Raw genomic sequence first — 21,868 nt, forward strand, 5'->3', positions numbered from 1 at the left:
TACATATAATGGGTCTTAGGATAATTCAGTGTATGTTAAATTACAGAAAATGTTTATATAAGTTTTATTTGTTTGTACCAACCTTTTACTTTCTTTGTAGCATCACTTTTATCACGACATTGGGCAACTTAATTAAAAAGTTTTAAAAGCCATACCAAGATGAGTATGACCCCCTAGATAAAGATGATTAATATGTAATGGCGTGGACGCCGGTATCCACTACTTATATATGTAAATCTTACAAAAGGGTTAACGATTTAAGGCAGAAAACAAAGTTCGTAAGCCCTATAGTAAAATAAGGCCCACGAACTTTACAGGTCATTTATATTCTTAGTATCCCCCACCAAAACAAGAACAACCTACAATAACTAATAAAATAAAAAGTACCACTAATAAAGCGAAGCTGCCTCCAAAGTTACCCATACTTTCACCACCTATAATATTCTTTCTTTATTATATGTACAAGTTGCAAAATTGCTCGCCTAATGTTTTATAGGAATAAAATGCAAAATAAGCAACACATAAATTCATAATATTAATAAGATAGTATATAAGTTTTTATCTCACAAAACTTTATGTAAACTTTCTAAAATTAGCTTGTTTACATCCTTCACTTTTTACGAAAAAACACCCTTTTCATCAGCTATGAAAGGGTGTTTTTTTAATAGCAACTATGATTTTAGTGCTCTTGGTTTAATTAAGCTATCCATCTCCAAAAATAAGTATAATAAAGTAAAAGAGCCACTACATAATATATTGACTCTTTTGTTTTTGAGAAGTGTGATTTAAGATAGTTATGTATAATTTTGTGCATCTTGACTTGCTACGAGCATTGAGTTTGCAATCTTTATACACTCATTAAAGTTTCTTATCTTTCGAACATGTATTATTTATTAAAAATGCTCTTTGAACTTATGCTTAGTACTAGCACTTTTTTTAAATCTTTTTTACAGGAATTAGTGAACAAGTATAGAATAACTCAATTATCCTTCTCTATTTCATAAAACGATTGTACTGTAATGAAATAGATTGCACCAGCGCTTCTTTATTCGTCTTAGTTCCCAAAAAGACGAGCAAAGAAGCCTTTTTTATTTTCTCTCCCTTTTTCCTGGGCGGCTGCTGTTTCAAGTAAATGTTTTTGCTGTTGTTTTTGTGATGAGCGAATGTATTCCATCATTTCTTTATCACGGCTCTCTATGTGTTTTTTCATTTGCTCGGCTTGCTTATCAAAGCTGGCTTGCAACTGTTCGAGTTGCCTATTTGTTTGCTCGCTATCTACTCGTCCTTGGTCCTCTAACTCCCTTAAATCATTTTTAGAATCACTTAAGGCATTCCTATACTCTTCAATTTAATCATTTCTTTTTGTCAAATTTTAAAATTTCCAGTATGAATAAGAAAGAGCATAAGGGGTTTTTGATATCACATGACTGTGATATGCTGGGCAGAGCCCAGCAAAACAATGTTTTCATCTCAAAAAAGGTGATATCACGAAAACTTCCAGTCTGTCGACATGCTGTTTACCTAAAAAGAAGAAAAACGCCTAATATTGATCTAGTACTGACATCAATTTTGGTGCTTTTTTTGCACATGTTGACCTGCTGTGCACTCAACGCCCCCTCAACTTTTATGAAGTTTTAACGAGTTTTTGAAAGGTTTCTTGATGATAATTCGTGAAGTTTTGAGAAGAAGTCTGGGTAGCTTTTTTATAAAACCGATCGTTTCCTCCATCGAAAAAAGGTTTAATTTTTGTAAAATGCTGCGTCTCTGATTCTTAACTGTGTTCACTTCTTTGAACAAAATATCTTGCATTTCTGTAATGGAATGGCCATCAATTGCAAGAGCAAAAAGCCGGTGTATATTTAAGCCTTTGGATTATTTCACTTCTTCCTAACGTTCCTACATTAGATTAAAGAGCACAGGTAGGAATTTAAATAAATGGAAACCCTGCTATCGCTATCAATAGTGATTTCTTCGTTGAGGAGTAATTTTCGCTAATGCAGTAAATGTTTCTACTATTCTTAAGCTAGAAGCTGGAGATAGAGTTGATATCTTTGCTCAAAGTAGTGTAGATGTATGATTTTAACGGATACCAATAATGTAATTAGTACACATTTTGAAGTTGCTAAATTCCCTTCTCCAACAAGATAAATAAGGGAATTTAATTACTAATAGGGATAATTTATATAAAAATACTTTAGATTGTTTTTATTTTTCTAAAGTATTTTTTATTTAAAAATGAGTACTGTATACATTTTAAGTTAACATAGTAGATTTTATAGAAAAAGGATACAAAGATAGTAAAAGTTTTATATAAAACCAGCGCTTGTCCAAACCTTTTTCATTGTTTTGCATATCATAAATTGAGCATTGCATTAACCTCCTTCTCTTTCATTAGAGGGCATTCCATTGCTATGGAGTTGAAGAAAAAACTATGCTGGGGAAGAAGTAGTTTTTTCTTCTTTCTATACATAAATTCCTGATAACGAAGAAAGCTACTCAAGATACCTTAGGGTATCAATAATCATTAAGTAGATTATGTATCAAAAAAATTATCTACTCTCATGATAGTTTTTTTATTTTATATTATATACGTTGTTCATTCCCAGTAAACTAACTTCTAAAAAATAAAAATACTATTAAAATAATGAAATAGTACAAGCCCTTACTTGAAATTTACATATAATAAATCAAATGTAAATTCATAATTTATATTTGATTTATTGCAATAAGGGGGGATACAAAGGATGATTAGGGACTTATTAAGAATCTTAGATCCTGGAACACCAGTTCCAACCTTAGTCGTAGGCGGTGCTACGCTTACTAATCTTGTATTTTCAAGCTTTAATGCTACAACTAATTTAGCTTCTTTTGCTACTAGAACAGGTACTGGGACAAATGCTAGAACAAATATTGTCACAGTAAATGCTAATGAGATTCAGGCTATAACAACGGCTTAACTAAATGCCCTATTTAAATTTGGAAACAAAAGCCGTTGTAATCAATAATTACAAGGGCTTTTTCTGTATTTAACCATGTCCAAACCTTTTTCATTTAGTTACATACCCTACTAGTACAAGTATCTTCTATGAAAGGATAAAATAAAAATGTTTCATAGTGTAAAACGAACTCTAATCATAATGAAATTGATTCTGCAAGATGTATTACAAATAAACTCCTTAGTACCTCCCTATTCCAGCACATTCACAAAAATAGCCTTTCCGGTACCTGAACCACCTGGCGTATCCGATTTACCACTCTTCATTTATTTTTATATTGATAACCGTTTTACCTTAGCCCAACAACAATGGATTCGTGATGCTATTAACGGTGTACTATTTCAATGGTTTCAACATCTAACTGAAAAATGGAATGGAGGCTCTAATAATGGGATCTCCCAATTGGCAAATTGCACTAATTTGTACGCCATCAGAAATTTACGACCAACTTGGTATCTAGGGTTACCCATTCATAATGGATTAGCCGCTACTAATATCGCCATGGATCAATTTACTCGACTCATCCGTGACAATGGATTTGGACTGGCTCCCCAGGCAAAAATTTTTTCAAATATTTCATTCCCTGCAAATTCTTCCACCATCTTTGCTTTAACTACTTTAGCACAAAGTCAAGTTCCCCTATCTCTTATCGTTAACCCAGCACAGCTTGATAGTTCAGGTTTGAATATTAAGTTTCTCACTGGATCTATGTTTCATGCCTGGCTCCACCGCGCCGGTTTCTATCATCCTAAAAAAAGTGGCCATTTTATTATCGAATGTCCAATGTGTATTATGAGAGGATTTCAAATTAAAGAAACTATCACTCCTGATAGTTTCTATATTCAATTCCTTGATTAAATTTAAGCTGTGTATGATATACAATCTTAGTTAACATAATAAACATATCTAAAGTAAATTATTTTGAAATCTTCTTCATATAGAATTCATATGCTAATGGACAAGTACACAAGCACTTTCTTGACTAAGGAATACTGTATTATGAGAAAAAAAGGAGTGACTAAAGTGAGTAAATACCATGAAAAAAACATGAACACACAGACAACTGTCAGTCCATCCTACAAAAAGTCTTTGAAAAACTGTTAAAGGACATTTTCTAAGATGATCAAAAAAACACATCGTTGTGGATGTCATAACAAAGATTGAAATTATTATGAAGAACCTTCTAGATTGGACAAGTGATATATAATCGATTTACGGACTCGCTTTTAAATTAATTTTTCACCCTAAATGTTACCCATAATTTGAGCAAACTATCCAAAAGCTCGTTAAATATCAGGTCATATAACCCAGTATAACAAGAGGAAAAGCTACTGTTTAGGCCAGTAGCTTTTTTTCTTCTAAACTCTTTCTGTATTCTACCACCAGTATCTGTTATGAAAGGAGAATAAACACAAGAATGAACGATGAAAAATTCAACTTTAACATAAGAACTCAGTTTAAATTTACAACAAATGATCGTACTTTAGGCTATATTTTAAATAGTATTGCTCAAAAAGGAATCAATATTAATGACTACTCTCAAACAAAAACTAATGTAAATGAAAATCTTATTAGACTTTTAGTTGGAGGTACTAGAGCAGAAATAATTGATGTTCTTCGTTTTGTAAGAAATATATTCAGAATGCTTGACATTAAGTTTAGTGAGAAAGACATTATTCAAATTGATAGTATTGCATCTAATGATACTCGTCAAATTAATACTTTGTTTAGATCCTTGTAACATAAGTCAAATGTATTATATGAATGAATAAACTATAGATGATGCCGTGAGGCCTCTACGAAAATCCTTGTAGCAATAGAGCAGAAAAAACCGCTGATTAGCCCCAGCGGTTTTTCTTGTTTTCATACTCTATACCATATACAATGATTTATTTTAATATAAACACAGCTACAGGAAGCCCTAAGCCCAATATTAAACTTATTGTTATTTAAAGGGAAAAACCCCGTAATAATACATATGTTACAGCATCGTATTTATGTTAAATCTGTTGTTGCAATTTTAAAGGAGATTTCTTCTGCTGCCTCTAAAGCTCTTCTTCTAGCAGTTTCTTTATAATATGATGACGCTAAAATGTAACCATAACGATGCCCCATTGATGTAGGTGGCTGTAAAATTGCCCCTTTTTTAGGCTTTATATAAACCTCTTCTATGCCTCGGTAGTTAGAACTGCGTTCTTTTCCTGTAACTTGAATTAGCTTTCCTTTAGACTCAACTGTTAAATAATGAGCGTACACATATTTATAATCCTTTTTAGTCAAAGAAGGTTCGTTTCCCATCATTAATTGCATAGTCTCTTGTACTAAGTTAATTCCATGTCCGATTTCAATCATACGATTCATAGCTCCACCCGATATTCTTGGATTTATCTCAATTAATTTCCAACCTTCATTTGCTTTACGAAGCTCCAAATGACACGCTCCATTTTTCATACCAAAGGCCTGTATAATGGAACTAACAGCATTAAAAAGACTATGAGATAAGCTATCATTCAATTTCCCTAGCAAAGAATAACCAGTGACGATAAAACGCTCAAAAAGGGTAATTTCTTGTTCAATTACTGCAATAATATGAACCCTTTCATTATGAACCAACACCTCAACTAAGTACTGAGGGCCATCTACGTATTCCTCGAGTAAGATTTCCTCGTTAGGTAGCTTTTTTAAAAGGGTATGCATAGATGATATTAACTCACTCTCATCCTTCGCTAACAATACATCCTTTGATCCTGTTGATTTAGGGGACTTAACAATAAGGGGAAAATTTATCTCTTTAGTTTTAAGAAATGAAGATAATGATTCTGTTGGTTTATAAATTAAATAATTAAGTGAAATGGGTAATTCCTTTAGCACATTACGAGTCAATATCTTATCTTCCATATGATAGATTGCATCAGTGGATATATCACTCTGACAGAATTCCTCTGACAGACGTGCAGCCACATAAACAAAAGGGTCAATGAAACTAAAAATTCCTTTTATATTTTTTCTTGTTTTTTTTAATTTTTCGATTACCGTGACTAAATTATCATAATCATTTATATCAGTAAAGATCATCTCATGCACATCTGGAAATTCACTTCGATCTTTAAGAAATTTTTTTCTACAAGTTAACAAAACCGTAAAGAAATTAAGATTATTTGCTGCCTTAATTGCTTCCCGACTCGATCCTGATTTATTTGTTTCAATAAAGACAATAGTATCCATAAATATCCCTCATCCTATCCGATCAAAAATGTTCTCTCACTCTATGATATAAAAAAAGACAACCAAGGTTCGTCCAAATGTAAATAATATACGAATTTGGTGAATATACCTAAACAAGTAAGAGTAGAAGAAAGGATGATTGCTATGGCATCAATCGGCATGCTTCATCATCGTAAGGACCCAATAAATGTTAGAAAAGCTTATGCTTTCTCTGCAGTAGCAAAAGTCGAAGGTATAGATTTTTTTTATTTCACTCCAGGGAAAGTTAATTTGGAAAAGCGTACTATTTTAGGTAAAACATACGAAAAAGGAAAATGGATAGAGAAAAGATATCCTTATCCTGATGTTATTTATAATGCGAGCCCCCCTATAAGTGATAAAGCAGCAGATATAGTAGATGAATTAAGGAAGGTAATTCCATTTACCAGTCACTCCGTTGGGGATAAATTAACTGTTTATAACAAAGTGAATAAGGCTAAAAAATTTAATCAGTACCTTATTCCTACTTCAGAATTAACTAATTATAGAGTATTGCTAAATATGGTGGAAAACTACACAAAAATAATTGTAAAACCCTTATCCGGCCATAAAGGGGCTGGTATTTTCTATATAGAAAAGATAGGTGACAGTTATAAAGTTAGTAAAGATGAACAGGACTCCATATTTAGTGAAAATCAACTAGAAAAGTTTATCGATAGCCATATAAAACAGGACACTTACTTAGTACAAAAATTTATAACATGTAAGACAAAATTAGGGAATGTATATGATTTTAGATTACATGTACAAAAAGGCGGAAACGGTAATTGGCTAATTACTTCTATATATCCAAGGATAGGTAAAATGGGTAGTATAGCTTCAAACCTAGGCAACGGTGGCTATACTTGTATTCCGGATATTTTTTTAAAACAGGAATTTGGAGATAACTACTATAATGTCCAAAAGCATCTTGAACAATTTGCTTTAAGTTTTTCTAACCATTTTGAATCTCTATACCAGGATACACTATTTGACGAGTTAGGAATTGATGTAGGACTCGATGAAAAAGGAAAACTTTGGATTTTTGAGGTAAATTGGAGACCAGGCCCTCCTGTCATTATGAATGTTGAATTGGATGTAGTAAGGAATACTCTTCAATATGCCCAATATCTAGCTGATAAAAATAAAAAATATTAGCTGAATTTTATTTATATAGAAATACAAGCATTATTAATTAATATAGGATTTCAATTCAATAGATAATTTTTAATGATCTGAAAACACATGCCTCTGCATGGGGATAGTTTTTTTACTTTATAGCCATACCATGTCGAGTAAGTAAGGGGCAACATTGCCCCTGCCTCCCATAGCAAGTTTTTTTATCGTCTCCTCATCCCCTACCGTATTGGTAGATAAAACGTACGCCCATACTTCAAATAGAGGTACACATAACAGCATCTTTCTTTCATCAGAGAATAGCCACAACCTTATGTACCTATAAGGGACCAGCAAGAGGTCAGCTTCATTTGAGATTTATCATGGATTTGTCCATAAGGAAAATAGTATTCATCCAGTTATGCAGTTTTATGCTTTTCTGTTCACTTTCCATATACCGGTGTTCACTTTCTCTTGTATTCTTTATACCCTGTCACGTGATTTAATTGTACAGTCTCCCTACTCATATAATAAGGGGTTTACTGAGTTCATCATCCTATAGATACAATCAGCTTAAGTAGATTCTTTACCCCAGGCAAGATACATGACGTATCACAGGAGTATTATGTATCTACTTTTTCTCTTGCCAATACGCAAACAAATCTGTGCCCTGTCTTGAGCTCACATTTCCGAAGCTTCCAAACCTTCACTGGCATTCATCTTACTTATCTTCCCTAACAGTGTTCCAGACCGTGTATCGATTCTCTATTTCGGCGCTTTCTCATGTAACCCTCAAATCCGTTACCAAGTCAACGTTTTTGACATGAATATTTTTTGCGTCTAAACTAGTGGCTTTTGCCCTCATATATAGTAGCAACTGCTTGTCATACCCTGATTTTTGTTGCCTGAAATTATAAAAGAAGGAACATTCCTTTATAGAATGCTCCTTCTTTCTTAAATTTATTATAAAGTTCTTTAAAGAGCTTTATCCAATACATTTTTGAAACTCTTCTAAATTAAGCTGTTCCAGTTATCCTGCTGATACTAATAGCATCTAAACTAGTTGTATTAATATTATCCGAGCTATCTGTCCAAATTAGAAATCCATCTTGTACATGAATAAAAGTACCATTTCCATCAATTTGGTTTCCAAAAGAAAAAATTTGAATCCGATCTCCTCTTCTTAAACCATTAAAATCGAAATCATTTGAAGATGCTCCTTCTAAAGGCGTAATGTTATCACTTGAGTTAACATTGCCTTCAAAGGTATGGCCATTAGACATGAAATCACCTCCTAAAAAAGATAAGGAATAATATATACTATGAAAAAAATTAAGTTTAGTACAAGCCAAAAGCTTATTTATAGTTATGAAAATGACCCATTTAATCCTGTTCGCTTTTCTTGGATACCATAAAATATGCAGTACAAACGCCCATCCAATCTTAGGGTATGGAATTTAAATTTCAATCTATGAAAAACCATTTAAATCTGAAAATATTATAAATATATTCTGTCTTGTCCAATCAATTTAGAATGCTTCCCTATATAATATAAAAAAGCATAGGAGTGATTAGTATGAATTTACAAACACTGCGAGGCTCTTATAATTTAGTAGCAGGCTTAGGGAGTTGGTGTGGTCCAGCACTTTATTCTGAACGTCATAGTTTAAGAAGGCATTCATTCCCACTTGATTGGGTTCAAACCCCTTTTCTTTCTGATGTAAATAAATTATTAAAAAATAAATTTCAAGGTTTTATGGAATTAGAAAATATGATTGAAAAAGATATATTAGCCAATTATATAGACGACAATGGATATCCTATTTTTAAATTTGGAACTCATGAATCAGTAAGAGCTCATTATATTACAGATACCCAATATAACATCGACTCTGTTCATGACTTCCCAATAATCCCGAATCAAGAATGGTTTCTACAATATCCTTCCTATAAAGTAAGACTAGATCATCGCATCCAAACATTCCTTAATCAAATTGCACAAAGTCAACGCACCTTGTTTATACGACACGAATGGTTGCCAACAAATTATCAAGATATAGTCATACTAAAGTCTATATTAGCTGAAATGACTAATGGTAACTTTAATATTCTGTTAATAGAAACCGTTGATGATGACTTACAGGGCGTGAAGGATATGAATTTTGGGACAGCTGAAGACGGTATTTGTTGGGTTCAGGTTTCCCGAAAAAATGGTATTAACCCTTCTATTTGGAATGTTCTATTAGAAGGAATAAATTTAATAGATTAAAATTTTATAAAATATAATAATTCAAGTGGGAATTCGTGCCACAAATCATAGCGAGCTTAAATTTACTTTTAAATGCCTAATGTGTGTCATAAGAGGATTTCAACTCAAGTTGCCGTAATTATCTTTTTAGGTAGTCATAAAAAACATATATAATTAGTAAAATAAAGTAAACCCTATGTAAGACTCACCGCCCTATAGATTCTTAAATCTATGGGGTTTTAACTTATAACCACATGTATTTACTTAAATTTAATAGTTAAAGTTGAGAAGATATCTTTATAAGGTAAATAGCCTATATATAAACTATTTTAATATAAAATCGATAGCATAATTCTAATTCTTCTTTCATAAAGGAACTTCAATATAGAGCAAAATCTAACCGTTCAGACTCTTTAATTATAAAAACCTGTAAGAAGCTTTAGATGAAGTAACCGTTTGAGACCTTGAAAAGGCAGCCCTATCCCCTGTCATTTAAGCCACCTAGGGGGAATGAACCCACAATATGTTATTGTTTCCTGTCTTGATACTATTCCAGCAGGAAGTTTAGAGAGTACATAGATTCAGGTTATACCGTAACAAGTGGCTATCCCTTAGCAAATGTTCCTGTAAACTTAAATGCAGATTCACGAAATTGGCCTCAGATTGTATCTCATCCTACCTATATCCATAGTACTCCACCTCAAGACTTAGGAAGGAAGCATACATTGATAATGTTTAACGGCTGCTTAAATGAAGTGTCTAATTTTTAATTTCAGCTCGTTTTGAAATACCAATGTAGTTTTTTTATTGCAGCTTCTTTTATAATCCTCAATAAAAAAGAACCCTTGTTCACCAAGACAAGGGTTCCCAGGAAGAATAAATTTTTTGACTAAACAGTTTTCATACATCCCTGATATAACGGATTTTTCTCAGGATCCAGGTGGAAGGAAGATGTATAAAAAGTCTGTCCTTTATATATATGCTGCATTTCAATCTAAGGTAATCTCCTTTACAAAAACTTATTAATGTTTACCATACGTAAATATTTTTATTTACTAGTGGACAAGCATACAAACAAAAAAATATTCAACATTGAATATAGTATATCGGATAAAGGAGGTTATGATATGTCTTCATGTAAAAAAAGAAAGGTTTGTTGTCCACTTCTTGTTCATCTCCGGAATCGCCACCTAAGTCTTGCCCTGCTTACGGTAACTTTTTCAATAATACTAGTCTCGTAACAGTACTAACTGGAACTGCATTTCCTCACCTGCCTACTGTTGGATTATTCTTAAATAATGTTCAAGTTCCACTCGAACAAACTAGCTTTGGACTTGAAATTACTCAAGCAGAAGGCCGAGGTTGCAAACCAATTGTTGGAGATACTATTCTATCTATTCCAGACAACTCGATACTTGAATTGAGAAATATAACTACACAGGATCTTGTTACAATGATAATCACTTGTGATAGTGTTGGAAACAACGTTCAATTAAACCTTTTTAAACTAAGTTAAGCAAGAATCCCCTAATTCTTCTATCTCTTAAAAAGCAATCTCGCCTAGCCGAGGTTGCTTTTTTTAACACTTAAATCACACTAAATGAAAAGAGATTTCCCTTGAATTTATTTACGTAAAATTGTGTCATCGGGGGATACAAGGTGCACACAATAGGAACGGAGACAAACTATAGATATCAGGCAGGATACAATAAATGCTGAAGAAATGACCAGGCGGCTAAACACAACTTCCAGCAATATTAGGAAATGGTGTATCAAATTAGAAAAGCATGGTTATAAGTTTGATTAATAACAGAAAGAAACGTTACTATTCTATTATTCAATAAATTTAAAGTATGCTATTTAAGAAGAAAACTTCCTTTAGATGTAGCTGCAATGACCGTTATAAAGGGATTTGATAAAAACCGTTCCTCATCAGACACACATTAGGAACGTCTAAAAGTTGGTCGCCTGAAGGCGGCCATGTAATCGCAAGGTTTAATGTTCTCTAAAAAACTAACATATTTTCCATAGAAAAAAGAGCTTAGAGTAGTCTACAATTAAGCTCTTTTTCATTTCCTCACTCTACTAGCTACTGGACTCTTATTGGCGTAGCCTGTAGAGTGGCCATATTGTTTTGGATCGTTAAGTCCACATCATAATAACCTCTACTAGCAGAACTACATGCATAATCTCCTGAACATCCCGTTACAAAAAACGGCGTATTAGGAAAGCCAGGATGAATATTATTTGAATTTGAATAAAATTTATGTGCATGGTGAGTAAAAATGGCCAAGATTCTATTTCTCACATTGGCAGGTATTGCGTTAAAAAAAATCTCTGTTTCTGCTTGAGACATAATATGGTCTTCAAGTATTGCATTAGTGATTCCAGGAACTCTCAAAGGCCAATGAAAATCGATAATATAATAATGATTAGGATCCAAATTCCTTAATAGGTCTAAGCTATCTTGGCTGAATATTCCTCCACGCCCGTTATCTAACCAGACATGCCGTACCAGCCCCTGCGTTCCTGGAATACCCACATACCCAGTTAAAAAAGGGTTGAGATACTGTTGAAATAAGGCTCTACTGTTATTTCTATCGGTATCTTCCCAATTTCCTATGGCTGTTCTATGGAAGATATTTGAACCTAAAACACTATTTGAAATATGTGTGAATTGTTGGTAATATCTCTCAGCTTCTTGCGATGAAGAGGCCCCCAAAGCATGCACATCATCTCCCCCGAAAATAATATACCTTTTGTTACCATTGCTCACCACCCTCTGCAAAAGGGTATTAAACATGTTTTGACTATTTTGAAATCCTACGTGGCTATCGCCCACAACAGCCAAATTGATGGTAGTAGCTGATGGAATTCCTGGTTGAGCTGGGGGGTTAAAGCAATAATTGTCCTTGTTACCTTTAATTTTTTTAACTATTTTTATCACCCTATCTTTATATCTTTCTTGATATTCTATTCAATAAATAAAAGGCTGCTTGTACCCTTAAAAAAATGTTCTTTTATCATATTCTTTCCCCTTCGTTTCTGAATGGATGGTTGACTATTGATCTTTGTATCAATACATTTATTAAAGAGATGAAACTTCAGGCAGTTGCTCTGACAATTCGGTAAGTAACATTGATATAACAAACCGATTATCACCTTTATTTTTATCTCTTGCTGGATCCTAGGATTCTATACTAAGCAAGAAGATAAGAAGCAAAATTATGCTTCTAAAAAATTAAAAAATAAAGGATTAACGGAATTTTGCTGAACCTCTCGTCTACGTTCAGCACTAAATAAACCTCTTAATGTCCCAAAAAAGTAGGCTTCAAAGGCAGTTTTTATTCGTTTTCTTTTGTAAGCGAAAAGAGTTTCCCTAAAACCTTGCACAGCAATAGAAACTAAGTCTTCTATAGGCTTTTCTAAGCCACTAATTTTATAAGCTAGCAGGACTTTTCCCCATAAGCTATAAATATCATCTGCATTCCTAAAGAATGGAGCTACTGCTTGTTTAAACGGTTTCGGAATAAAAGATGGTACATAATCCTGTGAAAGTTTAATACTTGTATCTTCTTTACGTATGTATTTATTTAAATCTTTTAAAGATAAATTATAGGTAGAAGAATTTTTAGAGACCTCTTTCTTACTCTCACAAGGGATTACGTCTTTTTCTGCTTTAACATCTGTTTCAACATTCTTAGCCAAATTTAGTTGTAAATAGTTCACCCAATATTTGAAATAAGGATGATTTACAAACAGATGTACAGGACTGCCTTTTCCATTATTACGAGGACAACGTCGATAAACTGTAACAATTTGTCCTTGCTTTCGAAGCTCACTTAGGTGACGATCAATTGTTCCTTTTGACTTTTCGTATGTTTTACCTAAATATGTACTACCAGGAAAGCAAAATCCTCTTTCCGCAGCAAACCAACAAAGCCGGTCTAAGGCTTTTCTAGTCCCTTCATGGAGACGATAAAATTTTTCTCCATAAAGCTTAATAATTTCTTTAAGTAATTTTCGTTTCATTGATTGATGTTGAGAACGGTTTTCTATGAAACTTTGATAGTTTTTCATGTAATCAAATTCTTCCGTCGTAAGCATACGCGTAGTAGACATTAGCCTATCCTCTCCTTTTCAGGAACAAAAAAAGACATCGCATCCCAGAAAATAGGAAAACGATGTCGGATTTTTTGATAGACTACGCCCTTGAAATAAATTTAATTATCCTATAAAATAAAGGCGTAATTAAATTTATGTATTAGGACTTCGACAGATGTTTTCCCTAGCGCTTTTAGGGTTAACGGTGTAAGGGTGTTGGCGCACCACTTGCACACGTTGGAGTCTTTTTATATTCCGCACTGTTTTGTTGACTCTATTATAACGTCTATTAATCTTGTAATTCAATAAAAATTCATCAAGTCCTCAGTAAAATAATATAACCTCCCTTCACTTATGATTAAAAATCACTTCAATTGGATATGCTGTTAAAGTAAATACTCTGGGATTAGGATTTTCTCTCTAAACAAATAATAATATTAAAATATAATGTATACTACTGTTGTTTTCCTGTTTTACATATTGTTTTATATATTGTTTTCCTGTTTTATTGTTTTAGACCCTCCGCAGACCCTTATATTACAGCATTTATAAGCATAAACTATCACTAATTTTGCGCGAACTATCACTAATTTTGCGTAAACTATCACTAATTTTGCGCAAAACTATCACTAATTTTGCGCGAAACTATCACTAATTTTGCGCGAACTATCACTAATTTTGCGTATTTATCCCTATACGTTTATAAGTATCACTAATTTTGCGTGGAAAATGCAGATTCGGCTTAAGTATCACCAATTTTGCGTGATAAATGTAGACATGCTTTAAGTATCACCAATTTTGCGCACCAAAATTAAGATATAAGGTAACAAATTAAGGTTGAGTTATGTTTTTAGGGTTAAAATCCCTCCTTAAGTATCACTAATTTTGCGTGATATTTAAATTGCAAGGACAGGCTGCTCTTAAACATGCAATTTACACAGTATCACTTTTATGATATTTTAGTGATAGTTTAGAAAAATATGGGGGATTTTATGAAGAAATCAAATGTAGTTCAACCATATGATCTGGAAAGCATAAACATAAAAAATTGGGTAACTAAGTCAAACATTTTAATTGAGAGTACATATAAATTATCCTTGCAGGAACAAAGGATTTTGTTGATTATGGCGTCTAAAGTTCAACCTAATGATGAAACATTAAAGACATATAGATTCCGAGCTAAAGATTTTATAGAAATAGTGGGAAATAAGAAAGGAACAGGATTCTACTCATACTTAAAAGAAATTGTGAATGGTCTTCAAACAAAAATTCTTACCATAAAGGAAAAAGGCCGACAAAGAAACTATAACTGGGTTATTACCTCGATCTACGAAGAAAATGAAGGGTATATAACATTACAATTTCACCCTAGTCTAAAATATTTATTTTTAGAGCTTAAGGAAAAGTTTACTTCGTACCAGTTAGAAAATGTTGTGAGGCTTAATTCGGTTTATTCAATTCGTATTTATGAACTTCTTAAGCAATACGAGCGTTTGAGAAAAAGAGAACTAACTCTTGAAGAATTACGTCATTTTTTAGCTATTGAGCCTACTAAATACAAACAGTATGGCCATTTTAAGAGCAAAGTATTAGCAGTAGCTCAAAAAGAAATAAATAATAAAACAGATATTTACTTTGAATTTGTAGAAATAAAAACAGGCAGAAAAGTAACCTCTATAGAGTTTATCATTACTAGTTCTTCCAAAGAGACGAAACTTAAATCAACCCAATCTTCATTAGATTTATTAGATAACGAAAAAGAAAATGGACTGTACCATGACTTAATGAGCTTAGGAGTTAAGCCTGAAAAAATCGAGTGGGTTTTATCAGAATTTCCAAAAGAACAAGTTAAAAGAAATGTAAAATACACGCAAGGTCGTTTAGTTGTTGGAGATATCACTCATCCGCATTCTTATGTAATAAAAGCCATTCAAAAAGACTACGCGAAAGTATCACAAGAATCAAAGGTTTCTACACCTAAAAAGTCTACTAGAAAAGAGTTAGTTCCAGATTTTATGATAGAAGCTGAAGATAAAGAAAAGGCTCTTGAAAACCTTACATTAAAGGAAAAACAAGAATTATTTTATAAAGAAAATGGAAATCAAATAGAATTTGAAAAAAGGCTTTTACAATTTCAAGAATTAAGAAAAATGTTAGTTTTAAATTCCGAGGAGCCCAACCAGGAAGAATTAAAAAAAGCCCAAGAAGCAGCAGTACAAGAAGTACTACGAAATATGAACGAGGACTTAAGAAAACGTGAAGAAATAGGCCTTAAGCCAAGGCTGATAAATGACTTCGAAAATAAAGAACTAAGGGAAATATATCGAACCTTCTTGCATAAACAAGTTTAATAAAAAAATAGTGTTATTAGCACGCCTTTTATGGGCGTGTTTTAATGTTTTTAAACGGAATTTTTTTGTGCGAAAGGTAAATTTAATATACAATATATATTACTTAATCTAGTTGGCGTTTTTTTGATTTTTATATTCATCAATAGTATATTAAATTTACCAATAATGGAGGTGTTTTATATGGATATTCCTCTTCTTGTTCAGCATTTCCTTATTCATTTACATGAAACAGGGAAAAAACCTTCTACAGTTTCCATGTATAAACATGATTTGATGGCGTTCTTCAAATGGTTAAATCAACACTCCCCTGATATAACGCCAGGAATCTTGCCAGAAGAGAAAAGTTGTTACAAAGAATACCTTACCTACCTGAAAGAAAAAAACTTATCAGAGGCCAATTTAAGGCGTGTGGCTTCCCATCTGAACAGATTGTTAGAATATCATAATTTAACGGATCAATTTGGAGCGCTTAAAGCTACAACAAAAAAGCAGAGGGATTTAGTTGACAGTGACTTTATAACTGAAAAGGATACCTTTTCGCTTTTAAACTCTGTTGTCAGTAAAAAAAATCTGACAGAAACTCAATTGCAAATACATAAATATATAGCTCCTCGTAATTATTCAATTTTAATTCTAATGCTTCATTACGGCCTTACACTTAATGAAGTGGTATCTTTAAATATAAACGATATTAACTTTAGCCAAAATGAATTAACTATTATAACTAACAAAGGAAAACGTGTCTTAAACCTTTCTAAAGACGATAAAAAAATAATATACAATTACTTTTCAAACATACCTACCTTATTTAAACCTAAAGATTATACAGACGATCCTTTGTTTCTTTCTTTTCATCCTCAGAAGATGGTTTATTGGTACGATTATAATTTAAACAAGCCTAAAAGAATTAGTCTAATTGGTGTAAAGCGGATGATTGAGAAAGAAGTCGAACGCTCAGGTATACAAGCTAAGGCAAGATCAACACAGTTTCGAAACAGTTGTATACTAAATAAAATCAGTGAAGGATATTCAAATGAATACCTTATCACCTACTTTGGTTTGTCTAGTCGCCATGCTTTGTATCGATATAAGAAATACCTAAAGACAAAATAAGCAAAGTTCCTATTTTTCTTCAAAATGCATTTTTTATTAAGTTAAACTTATTTTCTATTGAAATCGCTAAATTAAAGTACTTTTATATGATGAGTTCAACTTATATTCTCTTTTTTTTGTGCCTAACCCTAAAAAAACCAAGAAGTTAAACTTAAGTTTAACTTCTTGGTTTGAAATAAACGCAGCCACTTTCATTAAATCGAAATTTGTTGGTTAGATAGATTAATAATAAAGCATTAATCTAAGATATTTTAAAAATATCTTAGATAGGCGTCTATATTTAAATGATTATCATTCTGGAATTTAAATTGAATTTCTATTCTTGATTTAAAGCTAGATAAAGTACATTCTAGAATCATTATCACGCCTTAATTACCAAGGCTTTAACCAATTCAAGATTTAGTTATTTACAAACAAGAATACTTGAAAAATATCTAATAAAATAAATAGAGTAATCTATGAAGAAGTTGAGCTTATCTATACATCTGGTGAATGAAGTCCATAAAAAAACTAGTTGTTCCATCAATTTACAATAAGGAATAATATCACTTTATTCTCCACTAAAATATATGGTTTTGAAAGTAACTTTCAATCTGGAATAAAAACTAGTGTAAGTACATTCTAGAATCACCAAAAAGCCTTTTGTAGATTGGTTTGCAAATACTCTAGTTTTCTAGATATCAGAGATAATTTAAAAATAATTCTCATGTATATAAAGTATGTAAAGATCTCCAAGTAATTCTATCTCGTACATTTATAAGAATTATATATAAGAGATTTCGAGGAGAATAATGGACATTTTATTAATATATAAAATAAATATTCCCCTCTTGAAAATTCCCTATTTTTATCTAGAATTAAAAGAAAGAAGGTATAAAGATTATTCCAGCGAATTAGAATATCAACAAATAAAAAAGATTTTTTTGTTTTTATCTAGAATTAAACCAGAAATATAAATCTTGATTAATATCTCGTACATCTAGGTTCTAGATTCACGAATAATCCTTTTGTAACGATGTTATATACCATCTAGATTTTTTATTTAGAAAGGAGAAGTCTAGAAAAATGTCCAATAACTTAGATGAAGAAGTTGTTTACACTCTGAAAGATACGGTGAAATTAACTGGATTAAGTATTGATTTAGTTAGGTTGTATGAAAAAGAATTTAATCTCCAGATTCAAAGAACAGAGGGAGGCCACCGAAGATATACTAAACAGAATATTGATTTGCTAATTGAAATCAAGAAAAGAATACAAGAACAAAATTGGAGTTATAAAATGATTAACCAATGGCTTCAGGGAGAAATCATACCAGAATCTATCGAGGTTCAATCAAAGCTCGAAAAAAAGGTGGAATCTCTCGAAGATAAAGTTCAAGAATTACTTAATCGTTCTGAAAAAGATGAGCAGTTTCAATTTGCACTTATTCAACGTTTAGATGAACAAAGCAAGCTTATAGGACAGCTTACAGAAAAGTTATCCTCTCAAGATAAATATATTGAAAATAATCTAGAAAAAAGAGACGAGAAGTTAACTAATGCTATTCGAGAAATTAGTGATACAAAGAAACTAATTGCAGCTGCTCAGGAAAACCTAGAATCAAAACCTAAAAGTTTTTGGCATAGGATTTTCCGTGGTTGAAAACTCTACGTGTATAGTATCTAACCATGTTCCTCTAGGCGGCCAAGTTGCACGAAAGAACGTAATACTGTGTAATGAAATACAAAAATGTTCTAGGATGTTAAATAATAGTATGTAAGTGAAGGCAACTGAAAAGACCCTTATCTCCTGAGAGGTAAGGATCTTTTTTATGTTTACTCTTTATACCTTTAGTTTATGTAAACTTGCGGAAACTAAAAAAAGCAAATAACTACTTTTTCTATGAAGAAGTGATCTTTTCAAATACAATTTGGTTATGTATTCTATAATATCTCTAAGCCTCCTTACAAAGGAGAGCTGTAAGAAATTCTTTGTTCTCAGAGGTTAATGCTCTTCGTACTGAGCAAAATTTTCTTGAATTAAAAGCTAAAATTTTGTACAGACCCCTTACATACAAAATTCTAATTACACCAACCAGGCAGTAGACTTCTATATCCCAAGATCCTTTTCTTTGTAAAAGAAAAAAACTACTGGCTTAACACAGTAGTTTTTTTAGTTTTCTAATTTATTAAAACTTTGCAAATAGCCCGTCCAAATTACATTGTTCCAGATACTCTACCGATACTAAGTTCCAGATACTCTACTGATACTAATAGTATCTAAGCTAGTTGAAGTAATATTACCATCTTCATTCACCCAGACTAAAAATCCATCGCGTATACGGATAAATGTACCAACTCCGTTAAGTTGATTTCCAGCAGAAAAAACTTCAATTCTATCACCTTGTCTTAAACCATCCAAACGAAAACCATTCGAAGATGTCCCACGGTTACTTGAAGAAGTACGGCGCTCGTCAGAAGTACGTCGTGAGCTACGGCGCTCATCAGAAGTACGATGTTTTGGCATGCAATCACCCCCTAAAAGAGATACTACATGATATGAAAAAAATTGAAATCTGTATAAGCAAAAAGCTCAATTATTATTTGTTTTACTAAAAATGGTTAAATAATCTAGTTCTACTCTACTTATTTAGTCTTATTAAATCATTCTAATTACATAATATTTTTTTAGAGTATTAAAACTTGTTCAAAAACTTGTATTTACCTTACATATTATAAAGTGTATAATCCCAAAAGACTAAAAATCCTTATTATGAAACAAAAGAGGTGGAAATACGTATATATTATACTGAATACACACCTTAAGATAAGAAGTAATATCTAAGAATATTATCTAATTATGAAAAAGTAAGAACCATAATTAAGGTAATTTTTAGTGACATTATAATAAACCAGGTAATTGGAATAAGTTTTCTTCCTAAACCGAAATCTTTTTTTATCACCATAATGTAATTTATATATCTTTCCTCACAAATTATAAAAACGCACTTTTCCTATATGCTTTTATTATAAAATGTAATTTTTATACATTAATTTAAAAGAGGGCACAATCCTAATTTACTAAAAATAGCCCAGGCAAACTTGATGATTTTTTCTATAATAGTCAATGTAGCATCATTATAAATATAAAGAGGGGGATTAGCCATGAAAAAAGCAAGAAAATCTGTGGGTAATAAAACGAAAATTTTCTTAACATTAACATCAAATAATTCAGGCAAAATTGCCAAGAAGCGTTGAGACATTCAACTAAATTTTATAAGAAAAAAACAGCTGTCTTCGTTTGAGGATAGTTGTTTTTGTTTTATTGATTTATCCACTCCTTGAGGATCAGTATTTTCACAAACCGAGGTCTACAGAACTGTAATTAAAGAATTCAGTAATACATTGCTTACGAATATATCTTTATACATATTTTAACCTGAATTTATAAATTCAATTAATGTTTTCATAAGTAATACGTTTGTCCAATCCTTTCTAATGGAACATGAATATTCTATAAGTACTCAGTTCTTTAGGAGGGAAATAGATGCTTAGTTGGCTTGTTACTGTCTCATCTCTATTCGTTATTATACTGTTATTTTATACTGTGAAATATATAGTGATACTCTTACAGTTAAATTCTTCAGAATTTACTAAGAACACTCAAATAATCGTTAAGTTTAAAGAGGATGTGTGTGAAGAAACACAGCTAAAAATTCATCATAAGCATAAATGTACAATTTTAGACCACAACAAGGAACTTGACTTTCAAGTTTTACATTCTAAAAGGGATATTAATACACTTATTAAAATTTATAATAAATTAGAAGAGGTAGAATACGCAGAACCAAATCATATGTTGAAAGCCTTCTATACACCCAATGATCCTTTTTTCGCCTATCAGTATGGCCCTCAAAAAGTACAAGCTCCTGATGCTTGGGATGTTACTACCAGTAACGGAAATATAAAAATTGCTATTATAGATACAGGAGTTCAATTAAACCATCCTGAGTTAGCTATTAAGCTTTGGCCTGGTTATAATTTTGTAGAGGGGAATTTAAATCCTAACGATGGTAATGGTCATGGAACTCATGTAGCTGGTATTGCTGGAGCTCTTACAGAAAATAGTTTAGGTATTGCAGGGATAGCTCCTTCAGCATCTATAATACCTGTTCGTGCTCTTGATAACAGCGGAAATGGAACCTTGAGTAATATTGCAAATGCAATTACTTACTCAACAAATGCAGGAGCTAAAGTAATTAATTTGAGTTTAGGCTCTTCTCAAGGATCAATTACTTTAGAGAATGCCATTAATCACGCCTGGAATCAAGGGGTGGTTATTGTAGCTGCGGCTGGAAATGAAGCTTCTAATACACTAACATATCCAGCTGCTTATCAGAACGTAATTGCTGTCGCTTCTACAGATATAAACGATCAAAAATCTGATTTTTCTAATTATGGTACTTGGGTAGAAGTATCAGCTCCTGGTTCAACTATCTTATCCACTTACACAGGGAGTTATTATGCGTATTTAAGTGGTACATCGATGGCCTGCCCCCACGTAGCTGGATTAGCAGCATTATTAGCAGCTCAAGGGAAAAATAATGTACAAATTAAAAATACTATTTTATCTACCTGTGATCCAGTACCAGGCACAGGCTTATATTGGACTTACGGAAGAATCAATGCAAACCGAGCAGTTCATTAACTCTTCTAAAT

16 protein-coding genes are annotated in these 21,868 nt (G+C 32.2%); 9 read left to right on the forward strand and 7 right to left on the reverse strand.

Annotated features, from left to right (window positions below; genetic code table 11):
- Positions 1-330 precede the first annotated feature (330 nt).
- Both POF52_RS25140 and POF52_RS25145 read right to left on the reverse strand, forming a co-directional pair.
- A complete protein-coding gene (locus POF52_RS25140; protein WP_074684410.1) occupies positions 331-423 on the reverse strand; it encodes a YjcZ family sporulation protein in 93 nt (30 codons plus the stop codon).
- Between the two features lie 631 nt (positions 424-1,054).
- Positions 1,055-1,210 carry a hypothetical protein gene (locus POF52_RS25145; RefSeq protein WP_271995924.1) on the reverse strand — a complete coding sequence of 52 codons (156 nt, stop codon included), beginning with the start codon at positions 1,208-1,210 and terminating at the stop codon, positions 1,055-1,057.
- Between the two features lie 1,534 nt (positions 1,211-2,744).
- Between POF52_RS25145 and POF52_RS25150 the strand changes: the two genes are divergently transcribed.
- From POF52_RS25150 to POF52_RS25160, 3 genes are all read left to right on the forward strand, one after another.
- Positions 2,745-2,957, forward strand: coding sequence for a hypothetical protein (locus POF52_RS25150; protein ID WP_271995927.1), 213 nt, complete (start codon positions 2,745-2,747; stop codon positions 2,955-2,957).
- A 147-nt stretch (positions 2,958-3,104) separates the two neighbouring features.
- Positions 3,105-3,854, forward strand: a complete 750-nt coding sequence (locus POF52_RS25155) for a hypothetical protein (RefSeq protein WP_271995929.1) — start codon at positions 3,105-3,107, stop codon at positions 3,852-3,854.
- 559 nt (positions 3,855-4,413) lie between these two features.
- Complete coding sequence (locus POF52_RS25160) at positions 4,414-4,737, forward strand: hypothetical protein (protein WP_271995932.1); 324 nt, start codon at positions 4,414-4,416, stop codon at positions 4,735-4,737.
- 254 nt (positions 4,738-4,991) lie between these two features.
- On the opposite strand, the gene POF52_RS25165 is transcribed toward POF52_RS25160, so the two are convergent.
- Positions 4,992-6,221 (reverse strand): ATP-grasp domain-containing protein, encoded by a 1,230-nt coding sequence (locus POF52_RS25165; protein ID WP_271995935.1) that lies wholly within the window; start codon positions 6,219-6,221, stop codon positions 4,992-4,994.
- A 144-nt stretch (positions 6,222-6,365) separates the two neighbouring features.
- On the opposite strand from POF52_RS25165, the gene POF52_RS25170 reads away from it, so the two are divergent.
- Positions 6,366-7,397 (forward strand): YheC/YheD family endospore coat-associated protein, encoded by a 1,032-nt coding sequence (locus POF52_RS25170; RefSeq protein WP_271995937.1) that lies wholly within the window; start codon positions 6,366-6,368, stop codon positions 7,395-7,397.
- Positions 7,398-8,371: 974 nt separating this feature from the next.
- Here POF52_RS25170 and POF52_RS25175 read toward each other — a convergent pair.
- Entirely contained in the window at positions 8,372-8,638 is a 267-nt protein-coding gene (locus POF52_RS25175) for a hypothetical protein (protein ID WP_271995939.1), read from the reverse strand.
- Positions 8,639-8,931: 293 nt separating this feature from the next.
- Between POF52_RS25175 and POF52_RS25180 the strand changes: the two genes are divergently transcribed.
- Positions 8,932-9,624, forward strand: a complete 693-nt coding sequence (locus tag POF52_RS25180) for a DUF1796 family putative cysteine peptidase (protein WP_271995942.1) — start codon at positions 8,932-8,934, stop codon at positions 9,622-9,624.
- 2,068 nt (positions 9,625-11,692) lie between these two features.
- Here POF52_RS25180 and POF52_RS25185 read toward each other — a convergent pair.
- Together POF52_RS25185 and POF52_RS25190 are read right to left on the reverse strand one after the other, a co-directional pair.
- Entirely contained in the window at positions 11,693-12,550 is an 858-nt protein-coding gene (locus POF52_RS25185; protein ID WP_271995945.1) for a hypothetical protein, read from the reverse strand.
- A 278-nt stretch (positions 12,551-12,828) separates the two neighbouring features.
- Positions 12,829-13,683, reverse strand: coding sequence for a transcriptional regulator (locus POF52_RS25190; protein WP_271995947.1), 855 nt, complete (start codon positions 13,681-13,683; stop codon positions 12,829-12,831).
- Between the two features lie 1,016 nt (positions 13,684-14,699).
- On the opposite strand from POF52_RS25190, the gene POF52_RS25195 reads away from it, so the two are divergent.
- From POF52_RS25195 to POF52_RS25205, 3 genes are all read left to right on the forward strand, one after another.
- Positions 14,700-16,058 (forward strand): replication initiation protein, encoded by a 1,359-nt coding sequence (locus POF52_RS25195; protein ID WP_176585982.1) that lies wholly within the window; start codon positions 14,700-14,702, stop codon positions 16,056-16,058.
- A 180-nt stretch (positions 16,059-16,238) separates the two neighbouring features.
- A complete protein-coding gene (locus tag POF52_RS25200) occupies positions 16,239-17,171 on the forward strand; it encodes a tyrosine-type recombinase/integrase (RefSeq protein ID WP_271995951.1) in 933 nt (310 codons plus the stop codon).
- A 1,065-nt stretch (positions 17,172-18,236) separates the two neighbouring features.
- Positions 18,237-18,812 carry a MerR family transcriptional regulator gene (locus tag POF52_RS25205; protein WP_029319782.1) on the forward strand — a complete coding sequence of 192 codons (576 nt, stop codon included), beginning with the start codon at positions 18,237-18,239 and terminating at the stop codon, positions 18,810-18,812.
- 582 nt (positions 18,813-19,394) lie between these two features.
- Here the strand turns inward: POF52_RS25205 and POF52_RS25210 are convergent.
- Positions 19,395-19,676 (reverse strand): hypothetical protein, encoded by a 282-nt coding sequence (locus POF52_RS25210; RefSeq protein ID WP_029319780.1) that lies wholly within the window; start codon positions 19,674-19,676, stop codon positions 19,395-19,397.
- Between the two features lie 1,020 nt (positions 19,677-20,696).
- Between POF52_RS25210 and POF52_RS25215 the strand changes: the two genes are divergently transcribed.
- A complete protein-coding gene (locus tag POF52_RS25215) occupies positions 20,697-21,857 on the forward strand; it encodes a S8 family peptidase (RefSeq protein ID WP_176585980.1) in 1,161 nt (386 codons plus the stop codon).
- Positions 21,858-21,868: the final 11 nt, after the last annotated feature.

The organism is Priestia sp. AB, assembly GCF_028369225.1.
Classification (GTDB): Bacteria; Bacillota; Bacilli; order Bacillales; family Bacillaceae_H; genus Priestia; species Priestia megaterium.